The organism is Marinobacter profundi, assembly GCF_002744715.1.
Classification (GTDB): domain Bacteria; phylum Pseudomonadota; class Gammaproteobacteria; order Pseudomonadales; family Oleiphilaceae; genus Marinobacter; species Marinobacter profundi.
This window is the reverse complement of sequence record NZ_KZ319367.1, coordinates 227,388-240,815: the sequence shown is the minus strand read 5'-3', so window position 1 is coordinate 240,815 and position 13,428 is coordinate 227,388. Positions and strand designations below refer to the sequence as shown.

Genomic DNA, 13,428 nt, shown 5'->3' with positions numbered 1-13,428 from the left:
CTCGGCCAGCGCCCACACGAATTACTTGGTTAACTTTTTAAAGAGCGTTTGAGCTGTTGCTCAATCAAGGCCGCGTATTCTACATCGTTCCGCTGCCCTGTCAACCGTTTATTTTCCGCCGCTTCCGTTCCGGAAACCGCCGAAAATACCTCGGCTTACTGCTTCAATCACGCTGTCGATTCTACACAGAATTGACAGCTTACACTAATAATAAAAAACCCCAACATCTTTCGATGCTGGGGTTTCGGTATTAAGAGCCTGACGATGACCTACTCTCGCATGGGCAGAAGCCACACTACCATCGGCGCAGGTCTGTTTCACTTCTGAGTTCGGGATGGGATCAGGTGGTTCCAGACCGCTATGGTCGTCAGGCAAAACAGTTGATCACTGGGAAGGACGAGATGGAACGTGATAGTGATTTCCGAGCCGGCTTTCGCATGGCCCTGGCGTTATCCGCAATTGTCTTGGGTGTTATATAGTCAAGCCGCACGAGCAATTAGTATCGGTTAGCTCAACGCCTCGCAGCGCTTACACACCCGACCTATCAACGTCCTGGTCTTGAACGGCTCTTCAGGGACCTCGAAGGTCCAGGGAGATCTCATCTTGGAAGGGGCTTCCCGCTTAGATGCTTTCAGCGGTTATCCTGTCCGAACATAGCTACCGGGCAATGCCACTGGCGTGACAACCCGAACACCAGAGGTTCGTCCACTCCGGTCCTCTCGTACTAGGAGCAGCTTTCCTCAAATCTCCAACGTCCACGGCAGATAGGGACCGAACTGTCTCACGACGTTCTAAACCCAGCTCGCGTACCACTTTAAATGGCGAACAGCCATACCCTTGGGACCGGCTTCAGCCCCAGGATGTGATGAGCCGACATCGAGGTGCCAAACACCGCCGTCGATGTGAACTCTTGGGCGGTATCAGCCTGTTATCCCCGGAGTACCTTTTATCCGTTGAGCGATGGCCCTTCCATACAGAACCACCGGATCACTATGACCTACTTTCGTACCTGCTCGACGTGTCTGTCTCGCAGTCAAGCGGGCTTGTGCCATTACACTAACCGCACGATGTCCGACCGTGCTTAGCCCACCTTTGTGCTCCTCCGTTACGCTTTGGGAGGAGACCGCCCCAGTCAAACTACCCACCACACAGTGTCCTCATCCCCGATCAGGGGACCAAGTTAGAACCTCAAACATGCCAGGCTGGTATTTCAAGGTTGGCTCCACGAGAACTGGCGTTCCCGCTTCAAAGCCTCCCAGCTATCCTACACAAGCATGCTCAAAGTTCACTGTGAAGCTATAGTAAAGGTTCACGGGGTCTTTCCGTCTAGCCGCGGATACACCGCATCTTCACGGCGATTTCAATTTCACTGAGTCTCGGGTAGAGACAGCGCCCCCATCGTTACGCCATTCGTGCAGGTCGGAACTTACCCGACAAGGAATTTCGCTACCTTAGGACCGTTATAGTTACGGCCGCCGTTTACCGGGGCTTCGATCAAGAGCTTCGCCGAAGCTAACCCCATCAATTAACCTTCCGGCACCGGGCAGGCGTCACACCCTATACGTCCACTTTCGTGTTTGCAGCGTGCTGTGTTTTTAATAAACAGTCGCAGGGGCCTGGTATCTTCGACCGGCTTCCGCTCCATCCGCAGGGACTTCACGTACACACCGGCGTGCCTTCTCCCGAAGTTACGGCACCATTTTGCCTAGTTCCTTTACCCGAGTTCTCTCAAGCGCCTTGGTATTCTCTACCTGACCACCTGTGTCGGTTTGGGGTACGGTCTCGAATAGCCTGAAGCTTAGAAGATTTTCCTGGAAGCAGGGCATCAATGACTTCGTGTCCGAGGACACTCGTCGTCACGTCTCAGGATTGTGGACCCGGATTTGCCTAAGTCCACTCCCTACTCGCTTAAACCGGGACAACCGTCGCCCGGCTCACCTAGCCTTCTCCGTCTCTCCATCGCAGCTATCCAAGGTACGGGAATATTAACCCGTTTCCCATCGACTACACCTTTCGGTCTCGCCTTAGGGGCCGACTCACCCTGCGCCGATTAGCGTTGCGCAGGAACCCTTGGTCTTCCGGCGTGCGGGTTTTTCACCCGCATTGTCGTTACTCATGTCAGCATTCGCACTTCTGATACCTCCAGCATGCTTTACAACACACCTTCGCAGGCTTACAGAACGCTCCCCTACCCCGTACACTTACGTGCACAGCCGCAGCTTCGGTGACCAGTTTGAGCCCCGTTACATCTTCCGCGCAGGCCGACTCGACTAGTGAGCTATTACGCTTTCTTTAAAGGGTGGCTGCTTCTAAGCCAACCTCCTAGCTGTCTGAGCCTTCCCACATCGTTTCCCACTTAACTGGTACTTGGGGACCTTAGCTGGCGGTCTGGGTTGTTTCCCTCTTCACGACGGACGTTAGCACCCGCCGTGTGTCTCCCGGATAGTACTCACTGGTATTCGGAGTTTGCATGGGGTTGGTAAGTCGAGATGACCCCCTAGCCCAAACAGTGCTCTACCCCCAGTGGTATTCGTCCGAGGCGCTACCTAAATAGCTTTCGGGGAGAACCAGCTATCTCCGGGCTTGATTAGCCTTTCACTCCGATCCACAAGTCATCCCCTGGCTTTTCAACGACAGTGGGTTCGGTCCTCCAGTGCCTGTTACGGCACCTTCAACCTGCTNTTGCTCAATCAAGGCCGCGTATTCTACATCGTTCCGCTGCCCTGTCAACCGTTTTCTGAAGAAATTTCAAACTCGTTTTCTTCAGTACTTTCAAACGGTTGCCTTTCGATTTCTGGCCCGCCTCAGTGGCTTGCCCCTCGAAGGAGATGCGCATTCTACAGACCCCAGCCGAGGTGTCAACGCCTGATCTGAAAAAAGTTCAAATCAGGCATTTCTTGCTCAAAAACTGACCTTGACTGCGGCTGCACCAGCGGTTGCTTTCGCTCTCGCCTCATCCAGGGACTCCCCTTTTGCCAGCGCAACGCCCATTCGCCGCCTTCCGGCAATCTCGGGCTTACCAAATAACCTTAACTGGGTATCAGGCTGCGACAACGCACTTTCAAGCCCGCTGTAGGCCGGTTGGTCTGAAGTGCCTTCCGGCAATACCACAGCCGATGCACAGGGTCCGTACTGGCGAATCACCGGCACCGGCAGACCAAGGATGGCGCGGGCATGCAGGGCGAACTCTGAAAGATCCTGGGAAATCAGTGTAACCAGGCCGGTATCGTGGGGCCGCGGCGACACCTCTGAAAACCAGACATCATCGCCACTCACAAACAGCTCCACACCATACACACCGTAACCACCGAGATTCGCGGTGACCGTTTCGGCAATGTCCCGGGAGCGCTCCAGCGCCTTAACACTCATAGGCTGGGGCTGCCAGGATTCGCGGTAATCGCCATCTTCCTGGCGGTGACCGATCGGATCGCAAAACGATACACCACCGGCGTGCCGCACGGTCAGCAGGGTGATTTCATAATCAAACTGCACAAAACCTTCAACAATCACCCTGCCACGGCCTGCGCGACCGCCCGTCTGGGCATATTCCCAGGCTGACTCAATTTCATCCGTTGTTTTTACCGTACTCTGTCCTTTGCCCGAAGAGCTCATGACCGGCTTTACTACCAGGGGCAGGCCGATTGCTTCAACTGCTTCGAGGTACTGGTCCCGGGACTCGGCAAACCGATACGGGGACGTAGGCAAACCCAGCTCTTCGGCGGCCAGCCGGCGAATGCCTTCACGGTTCATAGTGAGGTTCACGGCACGGGCCGTGGGCACCACGCGATATCCTTCTTCCTCCAGGCGAACCAGCTCCGGTGTAGCAATGGCCTCAATCTCCGGAACAATAAGGTCGGGCTTTTCTTTCTCGATCACCTTGCGCAGCGCGGCGCCGTCCAGCATGTCCACCACATGGGAGCGGTGGGCAACCTGCATAGCCGGTGCATGGTCATAGCGATCAACGGCGATCACCTCAACGCCAAAACGCTGCAACTCGATAACAACTTCCTTTCCCAGCTCCCCTGAGCCACAAAAAAGGACTTTAAAGGCATTACGCCGATACGGGGTACCAATCGTTACCCCTGCCTTGATCTCTGCCATGTCTATAAACCCTTTTCAGCCGTCCGCCCTCAGAGGGCTACCCGTTGTTCGCGCACAGCGACCTTCTTCAATACTTCCCGGCGCTGGTCATCCGTCATGGAGGTCCAGTGCAGAATTTCATCCCCGGTACGCTGGCATCCGACGCAAACATCATTCTCGTCCAGCGCGCAGACGCTGACGCAAGGCGACCGGACACGCCCCTCGGCGCGACTCACCTGGCAGCCTCCATGGCACGCAGTTGCTTGACGTACCGGGCAGCATTCTCCACGTAATGGGCGGCGCTGAGCTCGAGCATCTTTTTCTGCTGATCAGTCAGCTCGCGCTTCACCTTGCCGGGAGAGCCGACCACCATCGAACCGTCGGGTACCACCATCCCCTCGGGTATAAGGGTGTTAGCGCCAATCAGGCAGTGCTTGCCAATCTTTGCCCCGTTGAGCACTACAGCATTTATGCCAATCAGCGAGTAGTCGCCAACCTCGCAGCCATGCAGCATGGCCTTGTGCCCCACCGTAACACCCCGGCCAAGGGTGAGAGGGATACCGGCATCGGTATGCAGTACCGAGCCATCCTGAATATTAGTGTGGGGCCCGACGGTAATCAGATCGTTATCGCCGCGAATGACCACGTTAAACCAGATGCTGCTTTTCTCATCCAATACCACATTGCCGATAACCGTGGCATTGCCGGCAACAAACTGACCCTCGCCCCGCATCTCGGGAACCCGGTCACCCAGTTCATACAACATGTCAGCCTCCTTCAGGCGGTTCAAGCAGATCGATGCCGGCATCGTAGACGGCGTTCAGGAAATCAACCAGCACTACCGCTGAAAGCCCCCAGATCTGATAACGATCCCAGCGATAACACGGCACATAGAACGTGTGGTTGAGGAAATTCAGCGGATCAGTACGCTCCCGCCTGTCCTCAAGAAAAAACTCGATAGGCACCTTGAAGATGCTTTCAATCTCGGCCGGATTGGCAACAAAGGCATGCTCTTGCGGGATCACCCCGACGTAGGGAGTCACCAGGATTCCGTAACGGGACATCACCTGACTGAGTGGCCCGACGATACGAACCCGCTCCGGCGGCAAGCCAATTTCCTCATGAGTCTCTCGTAACGCTGTCGCGGCAAGGGACGGGTCAGAGACGTCGCGCTTGCCGCCGGGGAACGAAACCTGGCCTCGATGGGTCTTAAGGCTGGAGGAGCGCAGCGTGAAAAGCAGCTCGGGGCGACCGGGCGCGTCGGTAACCGGCACCAGCACTCCGGCCTCGGGATAATCCAGCGCCAGTTGTCGGGGGGCGTATCCAGCCAGGCGTTCGGTCAGAAGATCATGCAAAATACTGCTCCAACTCTTTTCTCAAAATCAGGATGAGACACCGGCAACGCAGACCGATACACTTGAGCCTGATCAATTTATCAAGTTTTTTAGTATACGGGGAAACGAATGAAATATTGCAGCTCCTGCGGCCAACCGGTCGAACTCAAGATCCCCCAGGGGGACAATCGCCACCGTTTTGTCTGCCCCAGCTGCGAGACAATCCATTACCAGAATCCCCGGATCGTGGCTGGCACAGTGCCGGTCTGGGAAGGTCGCATCCTGCTTTGCCGGCGAGCAATTGAACCCCGCTACGGATACTGGACGCTACCCGCAGGATTTATGGAAAACTCGGAAACCACCCAGGAAGCCGCTGCGCGGGAAACCCTTGAAGAGGCCCTTGCCGAGGTAACGATCGAAGACCTGTACACCATGATTCATGTTCCCCACATCGATCAGGTCCACATTTTCTACCGGGCCACCCTCACCAACGGCCAGTTCGGTGCCGGCGAGGAATCACTGGAGAGCCGCCTGTTCGGACTCCATGAGATACCCTGGGAGGAGATCTCCTTTCCAACGGTACGGCGCACTCTCGAACTGTTCATTGAGGACACCCGAACCGGCCAGTACCCGGTGCGAATCAGCGATATCCGCCCGCGGGACCGCAAGACAGCGGTCCGCTGATTATAACGACTCCAGCCGGTACACCTCATACGCCGGCTCCTCATAAGGATGGGACGCCCTGAGCGCTTTCACGGCGTCCCTGATCAGGCCATCCTCGCACACCAGTTCAACCTTGTACTCCTCCACAACCTCCAGGGTTCCCTGCTGCCCCAGAAACGGCCGACTGCCATCCAGGGGGCGAAACTGCCCCTGGCCGGGACACTGCCAGGCACAGCAATCATAATCGCCAATACGACCCGCTCCGGCCGCAAAAAGGGCCGTCTTGGTCTGTTCCAGATGAGTACTCGGGACAAAATAGCAAAGCTTGTACATTGCCGGCTTCCTCGCATTCTGTTCATTTCACCACCAACCAGCGCTTTCAATGCGGCTGTTTCGTGTACAGATAAAGCACTTACGGACTTACCCACAGAATCTGTGGATAACTCTGGGGATAGATTTTGAGTAGTCGCCTCTATCCCCCGTGATTGCTGCCTTCACCTTAAATTGGCGACAAATTCGCCTAATGCAATTTATCCTTAATTTTCAACACGTTAAATTTATAGATCAAAACTTGAACCAATAATCAGGGATTTGCTCAGTTAACGTGCAGGTGGGCACCGCTAGTGTGCATAAAACTAATGAGTCAAGACCAAAATCTCTTTTTTGACACGATTTTTCCCTTGTAATATGCCCTGAAAAGAGGCACAACTGCCATTCCTGCCGGCCCAAACTGACTATTTAGTAACCATCGGTGGATAACTGCTACTCCCCGTAACGCCCAACGGCTCGGCGTGTTACTGTGGCATCCACACAAGACCGAACTCAAGACACAAAAAAACCGGCTACAACTGATAACCCGAGTCATCAGTCATAGCCGGTTTCCGGACCGTTACCGGATCCGCCCGGTCAGCCTCAGCCGAACCAGCGACGGGCGTTGCGGAACATCCTCATCCATGGGGCATCTTCCTGCCACTCACGGGGGCGCCAGGAATACTGCGGAGCCCGGAAAACCCGCTCAGGGTGAGGCATCATAATGGTCACACGGCCATCACGGGTGGTCAGGCCGGTAATACCTGCCGGCGAGCCGTTCGGATTGAACGGGTATCGCTCGGTGGCCTGGCCATGGTTATCGACATATCGCACCGCTACCAGGCCCTGCTCGGCCAGTACAGCCGCCGAGTCGCCAGCGAACTCCGCGCGTCCCTCACCATGGGCAACCGCAACCGGCATCCGCGAACCGGCCATACCATCCAGGAAAGCAGACGGTGACGGCATCACTTCGGCCATAACAAAACGGGCCTCAAACTGCTCGGACTGGTTACGGACAAAGCGCGGCCAACCCTCACTGCCCGGAATCAGCTCATGCAGGTTTGACATCATCTGGCAGCCGTTACAGACCCCAAGCGCCAGAGTGTCCTGACGCTCGAAGAAACCGGCGAACTGGTCACGGACCCGGTCACTGAACAGGATCGACTTCGCCCAGCCCTCACCTGCACCCAGCACGTCGCCGTAAGAGAATCCACCACAGGCCACAATGCTGTTGAACCGGTCAAGCGTGATACGGCCAGACAGCAGGTCACTCATGTGAACGTCGACCGCCTCAAAACCTGCCCGATCGAAGGCTGCGGCCATTTCCACCTGGCCATTGACGCCCTGCTCGCGCATCACCGCTACCCGCGGACGGGCACCCTTATTGATGTAGGGAGCCGCCACATCCTCGTTTACATCGAAGGTGAGCTGGGCGGTGAGCCCGGGGTCGGCAACATCCAGCAGGTTATCAAACTCCTGGGCAGCGCAGTCGGCGTTATCGCGCAGCGACTGGATGCGATAGCTCGTCTCGGACCACAGCCGCTGGAGATCAGCCCGAGGCTCATTCACCACGTAATCACCGGCGAACGAATATCGGATACGATCTTCATCATTGAGCGTACCGATCACTGCGGTGTGCTCACCAAGCCCGGCAGCGGAGAACTGCTGCAATACAAACTCGGTATCGTCACGGCGCACCTGGATAACCGCACCCAACTCTTCATTGAACAGTTCACGGGCAAATTGGGCCGACTCCTCGGCCAGACCGTCCAGCTTGATCTCAATACCGCAATGGCCGGCAAAGCTCATCTCGGCCAGGGTGACAAACAGCCCGCCGTCGGAGCGGTCATGGTATGCCAGCAGCTTGTCATCGGTATTCAGGCCCTGGATCACGGCAAAGAACGCCTTGAGGTCTTCGGGATCATCCACATCGGGAGCCACTGCGCCGACCTGGCGGTATACCTGCGCCAGCGCGGAACCGCCGAGACGGTTCTGACCCGCCGCCAGATCCACCAGGATCAGGTCGGTTTCGCCGCAATCTGTCTGCAGCTGCGGCGTCAGGGTCTTACGGACATCGGTGACCGGCGCAAACCCGCTGATGATCAGTGACAGCGGCGCCGTTACACTCTTCTGCTCGCCGCTGTCCTCTTCCCAGACCGTCTTCATGGACATGGAATCCTTGCCCACCGGAATGGTAATACCCAGGCTCGGGCAAAGCTCCATGCCGACCGCGCGGACAGTTTCGTAGAGATTCTCGTCCTCACCCGGGTGGCCCGCTGCCGCCATCCAGTTCGCCGACAGGCGGATATCTGACAACTTCGCAATCGGTGCCGCAGCCATGTTGGTGATCACTTCACCCACCGCCATGCGGCCGGATGCCGGGGCATCAATGATGGCAACCGGGGTACGCTCACCCATCGCCATGGCTTCGCCGGTGGTCACATCAAAGGACGTCGCCGTTACGGCCACATCGCTGACCGGTACCTGCCAGGGACCTACCATCTGGTCACGGGCTACCAGGCCCGTGATGGTGCGATCACCAATGGTAATCAGGAAACTCTTGGAGCCTACCGAGGGCAGTCGCAGCACGCGCCGGATGGCCTCGTGGAGGTCAATCCGGGTCGAGTCGAAAATCGGCTTGGTAAACGAAGAACGGGAGACGCTGCGATGCATGCGCGGCGGCTTGCCGAACAACACCTCCATCGGCAGGTCGACCGGCTTATCGCCGTAGTAGGCGTCCGACAATTCCAGGTGATGGGCTTCGGTGGCTTCGCCGATAACCGCATAGGGACAACGCTCCCGGCGGCAGATCGCATCGAAGGTATCGAGGTTCTCGGCCGCCACCGCCATTACGTAGCGTTCCTGGGATTCATTGCACCAGATTTCCAGCGGAGACATGCCCGGCTCGTCACTGGGGATCTCCCGCAGTTCGAACTTGCCGCCGCGACCACCGTCCTTGACCAGTTCCGGCATGGCGTTGGACAGGCCGCCGGCACCCACATCATGGATAAAGGCAATCGGGTTGTGCTGCCCCATCTGCCAGCAACGGTCGATGACTTCCTGGCAACGACGCTCCATCTCGGGGTTGTCCCGCTGGACGGACGCAAAATCGAGATTTTCATGGCTGGTACCGGAATCCATTGAGGACGCAGCACCACCACCCAGACCGATCAGCATGGACGGACCACCCAGCACGATCAGCTTGGCGCCGACCGGGATGTTACCCTTTTCGACATGCTCGGCACGGATGTTGCCCAAGCCACCGGCAATCATGATGGGCTTGTGATACCCGCGCACTTCCTCACCCGCGGCACCGGGCACTTGCTCTTCAAAGGTGCGGAAGTAACCGGCCAGGTTTGGCCGGCCGAATTCGTTATTAAAGGCAGCACCGCCGATCGGCCCCTCGATCATGATGTCCAGCGCAGAGGCAATCCGGTCCGGCTTGCCGTACCCGCCTTCCCAGGGCTGCAGATCACCCGGCAGGTTGAGGTTGGACACGGTGAAGCCGGCAAGGCCGGCCTTCGGTTTGGAGCCACGGCCGGTGGCACCTTCGTCACGGATCTCGCCGCCGGAACCGGTCGCGGCGCCGGCAAAGGGCGAGATGGCGGTGGGATGGTTGTGGGTTTCCACCTTCATCAGGATATGGATGTCTTCCTGATGGTAGTCGTAGACACCGGTTTCCGGGTTCGGGAAGAACCGTCCGCCCCGGCTGCCACAAATGACGGCGGCATTATCCTTGTAGGCAGACAATACCCCTTCGCTGTTCATTTCATGGGTATTGCGAATCATCGCGAACAGCGATTTTTCCTGGCCTTCACCATCAATATCCCAGGACGCATTGAAAATCTTGTGGCGACAATGCTCAGAGTTCGCCTGGGCGAACATCATCAGCTCCACATCCGTAGGATCGCGCTGCAGATCGGTGAACGACTTCACCAGATAATCCACCTCGTCGTCCGCCAGCGCCAGGCCGAGGCGTTTGTTGGCGTCGACCAGCGCCTGACGACCACCGCCGATCACCGGCACCCGATCCAGCGGACGGGGTTCTTCCCGGTGGAACAGCAACTCGGCACCGCCCATCTCATGAAACACCTTCTGGGTCATCCGGTCGTGCAACAGCGCCGCGATACGTTCGCGCTGTTCCAGCCCGAGCTTGCCCTGTGCCCGGATGTAATAGGCAGTACCCCGTTCGATCCTGCGGATCTGGCGCAAGCCGCAGTTACGTGCGATGTCGGTCGCCTTGCTGGACCAGGGTGAAAGGGTGCCCGGGCGGGGCACCACCAGGAACAGAATACCGTCCGGCTCCTCAACCTGAACACTGGGCCCGTAGGTCAGCAAGCGATCCAGGACCGCCTGCTCCGCTTCGGACAGCGGAGCCTCCAGGTCCGAGAAATGCATGAATTCTGCATACACATGATCCACTTCCGGAACTTCGGAGCGGATCTGGGACAGGAGCTTTTGTGAACGGAAAGGCGAGAGTGCGGGAGCGCCGCGAAGTTCCAGCATGGTTTAAACCTGTATCGCGCGAAACTGAAAAGTCTGGATGAGCGCTCCCCCGGCACCTCTAGGGAGCTGGTATTAAAGGAGGCCACACCCGGCTATCTGAAAGCCCGCCATAATACTTTAAAGCGGCTCCGGGATACAGCATCAACACCTCGTGTAGGGAAATATACGTGGCCACCCGGACGCCGGCAGCAGGGGGGCTTCCGCTGCGCCGACAGCCTCCCGGCGGCAGCACAGCCAGTGCGAAACCTGGTCATCGAACATACAATTGGCCGGATTTTGTGCATTAAACCTATGGTTGGATTGACCAGGGGTCGCGGTCTGGGGGATTATCTAACCGGGCATGGATCGCTTTCCCTTCTACCTGAGGTGATATTCGGGACCGTAAAATCAACCCGTCCCTTGTCGGCAGTCACACTGAACAGGTGATCGGCTGGGCCTCAAAAACGTACACCTCAGGACCTGTTGTACGGGAGACTACGGATTTGGCAAAACAAACAAACCTGAAGGCACGAACAGGCGCTGGCCTGCTCGTTCTGGCGAGCCTGGCCCTCTTGGCAACCGGTTGTTCCCGGCCCACTACCCTGGAGGAAATCCGCTCCGAGGGCGTCCTGCATGTAATTACCCGTAATGCCCCTTCGGTCTACTACGAAGGACGCGACGGGCCGACCGGCTTCGAGTACGAGTTAGCCAAACGCTTCGCCGATGAAATCGGGGTCGAACTGCGGGTCCGGGTAGCCGAAGACAATGCAGAGATCCTGTCAGTGCTGGATCGAAATTATGCCCACATCGGGCTTGCCGGCCTGGTCGAGCGCCCGGGATTCAGTGACAACTACCGCATCCTGCCCAACGGCCTGGAGGCGCGCTCCGTGGTGGTCTACAACCGCGACGTCGAGCGCCCGGAAACCGTTGCCGACCTCAGGAATACGGCCATTCATCTGGTCGCCGAGAGTAACCACGAGCATTATCTGAACGCCCTGGCATCGGAATACCCGGAGCTGCAATGGCAGGTACATCCGGGACTTGACCCGGCAGGCCTGCTCGGACGCGTCGAATCCGGCGAATTCAAGGTGGCCGTGGTGGCGTCCAACGAACTCGACCTGAACCACGTGTTCTTCCCGGACGTCAAGGAAGCCTTCAGCCTCAATGAGCCTGAAAGCCTGAACTGGCTGTTCCCGATCGAACAGGACGAAACATTGCTGAATGCCGCCGCCGAGTTCCTCGACCGGCTCGCCAGTGATGGTACCCTCGCCCAGCTGACAGAACGTTTTTACGGTCACCTGGACCGCCTCAACTACGTCGGGGCGCGCACCTTTGTTCACCATGTCCGAAACCGGTTACCCCGTTACGAAACCCTGTTCCAGGACTATGGCAGCAAGCACGGCATTGACTGGCGACTGCTGGCAGCCATCGGGTATCAGGAATCCCACTGGCGGCCCAACGCCGTTTCGCCTACCGGGGTGCGCGGCCTGATGATGCTGACGCGCACAACCGCCAGCCAGATAGGAATTGAAAACCGGCTTGACCCGGAAGAGAGTATCCAGGGCGGTGCCCGCTACTTCACCCTGGTGAAAGAACAGATTCCCGAGCGCATTCCGGAACCGGACCGCACCTGGTTTGCCCTGGCCTCCTACAACGTCGGCTTCGGCCATTTGGAGGATGCCCGCCGGCTGACCGAGGACGCCGGCAAGAACCCGGACCGGTGGATGGACGTCAAGGAGTTCCTGCCCCTGCTGGCCCAGAAGGAATGGTATTCAAAAACCCGTTACGGCTATGCCCGCGGCCATGAACCGGTTATCTACGTACAGAATATCCGGCGCTACTACGACGTGCTGGCCTGGATGAAGGAGCCGCTGCAGGCCACCGAGCAAGTGGCCAGCCAGGAAGTGTTCCCGCAGGAAGTCACCGACGAGCCGATTGCCGACAAGAGCGACCCGGCCGAATCCGAGTTGCGGGCCATGTTGCCAAAAGAGCTGGGGCTCACCCCGCCCACGCTCTGACCCCTTCCGTTTGCGAGCAGGTGCCAGCGGCGCCCCTTCAGTCAACAAGCGTATCGGGCGCCGTGCAGTCCAGCGCCTGCTCGACCTGCTCTGCACTGAATCCCCGCTGCCCCAGAAACCTGGCCTGCCGCGCTTTCTCCGGCCAGTCGTCGCGGATATCCGCCAGACCGAATTTGCGCTCCCGTAAACGCACCGCGGTACGAACCCAGCTGGCATCGTCCACTTCTTTGAGAGCTTCCGGCAGAAACCGGATGCCCCGTTGCTGCAGCTCAGCCTGAATTCTCAGCGGGCCGTAGCCGAGATCCATGCGCTGCCTGGCGTAAACATCCGCAAAGCGGTCATCGCTCAGCCAGCCCTCGTGCTCGTATTCATCGAGAACTTCTTCGATCAGCCCGGGCTCGATTCCCCGCTGGCGAAGTTTCAGGACAAGCTCCAGCCGACTGTGCTCCCGCCGGGCCAGGAGGCGGAGCGCGCTGCTGCGGGCCTTTTGTGCGGGATCTTCCGGTTTTTTCTGTTTTCCCATTCTGACTCTTCCCGCA

At 57.9% G+C, this 13,428-nt stretch carries 8 protein-coding genes, 2 rRNA genes and 1 pseudogene; 2 read left to right on the top strand and 9 right to left on the bottom strand.

The features are described 5' to 3' along the window. Positions 1-256: 256 nt before the first annotated feature. From rrf to CLH61_RS00995, 6 genes and pseudogenes are all read right to left on the bottom strand, one after another. Positions 257-372: ribosomal RNA gene (gene rrf / locus CLH61_RS01020) — 5S ribosomal RNA — on the bottom strand. A 103-nt stretch (positions 373-475) separates the two neighbouring features. Continuing rightward, positions 476-2,920: ribosomal RNA gene (locus CLH61_RS01015) — 23S ribosomal RNA — on the bottom strand. Continuing rightward, positions 2,911-4,101, bottom strand: a pseudogene (gene purT, locus CLH61_RS01010) (formate-dependent phosphoribosylglycinamide formyltransferase); the annotation flags it as partial. The pseudogene purT and the gene CLH61_RS01015, both read right to left, overlap by 10 nt. A gap of 29 nt (positions 4,102-4,130) precedes the next feature. Next, positions 4,131-4,316 (bottom strand): DUF1289 domain-containing protein, encoded by a 186-nt coding sequence (locus CLH61_RS01005; protein WP_099612845.1) that lies wholly within the window; start codon positions 4,314-4,316, stop codon positions 4,131-4,133. Then, positions 4,313-4,846: a gamma carbonic anhydrase family protein gene (locus CLH61_RS01000; RefSeq protein ID WP_099612844.1), complete on the bottom strand. Its 534-nt coding sequence runs from the start codon at positions 4,844-4,846 to the stop codon at positions 4,313-4,315. Before CLH61_RS01000 ends, CLH61_RS01005 begins: the two co-directional genes overlap by 4 nt. Before the next feature lies 1 nt (position 4,847). Then, the gene (locus CLH61_RS00995) at positions 4,848-5,435 is read right to left on the bottom strand and encodes an NUDIX hydrolase (RefSeq protein WP_099612843.1); all 588 of its coding nucleotides are present in this window, start codon (positions 5,433-5,435) and stop codon (positions 4,848-4,850) included. Between the two features lie 108 nt (positions 5,436-5,543). On the opposite strand from CLH61_RS00995, the gene CLH61_RS00990 reads away from it, so the two are divergent. After that, the gene (locus CLH61_RS00990) at positions 5,544-6,098 is read left to right on the top strand and encodes an NUDIX hydrolase (RefSeq protein ID WP_099612842.1); all 555 of its coding nucleotides are present in this window, start codon (positions 5,544-5,546) and stop codon (positions 6,096-6,098) included. Here the strand turns inward: CLH61_RS00990 and CLH61_RS00985 are convergent, their stop codons facing one another. Both CLH61_RS00985 and purL read right to left on the bottom strand, forming a co-directional pair. Continuing rightward, positions 6,099-6,410 (bottom strand): YqfO family protein, encoded by a 312-nt coding sequence (locus tag CLH61_RS00985; protein ID WP_099612841.1) that lies wholly within the window; start codon positions 6,408-6,410, stop codon positions 6,099-6,101. Between the two features lie 579 nt (positions 6,411-6,989). After that, positions 6,990-10,892 (bottom strand): phosphoribosylformylglycinamidine synthase, encoded by a 3,903-nt coding sequence (gene purL / locus CLH61_RS00980; RefSeq protein WP_099612840.1) that lies wholly within the window; start codon positions 10,890-10,892, stop codon positions 6,990-6,992. Positions 10,893-11,374: 482 nt separating this feature from the next. On the opposite strand from purL, the gene mltF reads away from it, so the two are divergent. After that, entirely contained in the window at positions 11,375-12,889 is a 1,515-nt protein-coding gene (gene mltF, locus CLH61_RS00975) for a membrane-bound lytic murein transglycosylase MltF (protein ID WP_407657531.1), read from the top strand. A 37-nt stretch (positions 12,890-12,926) separates the two neighbouring features. On the opposite strand, the gene CLH61_RS00970 is transcribed toward mltF, so the two are convergent. Beyond that, entirely contained in the window at positions 12,927-13,412 is a 486-nt protein-coding gene (locus CLH61_RS00970) for a regulatory protein RecX (RefSeq protein WP_099612839.1), read from the bottom strand. Positions 13,413-13,428: the final 16 nt, after the last annotated feature.

What these genes read in the sequence shown, in the direction of transcription:
- CLH61_RS00970 (WP_099612839.1), bottom strand. Translation starts at nt 13,412, where the DNA reads ATGGGAAAACAGAAAAAACCGGAAGATCCCGCACAAAAGGCCCGCAGC.
- CLH61_RS01000 (WP_099612844.1), bottom strand. Translation starts at nt 4,846, where the DNA reads ATGTTGTATGAACTGGGTGACCGGGTTCCCGAGATGCGGGGCGAGGGT.
- purL (WP_099612840.1), bottom strand. Translation starts at nt 10,892, where the DNA reads ATGCTGGAACTTCGCGGCGCTCCCGCACTCTCGCCTTTCCGTTCACAA.
- CLH61_RS00990 (WP_099612842.1), top strand. Translation starts at nt 5,544, where the DNA reads ATGAAATATTGCAGCTCCTGCGGCCAACCGGTCGAACTCAAGATCCCC.
- CLH61_RS00985 (WP_099612841.1), bottom strand. Translation starts at nt 6,410, where the DNA reads ATGTACAAGCTTTGCTATTTTGTCCCGAGTACTCATCTGGAACAGACC.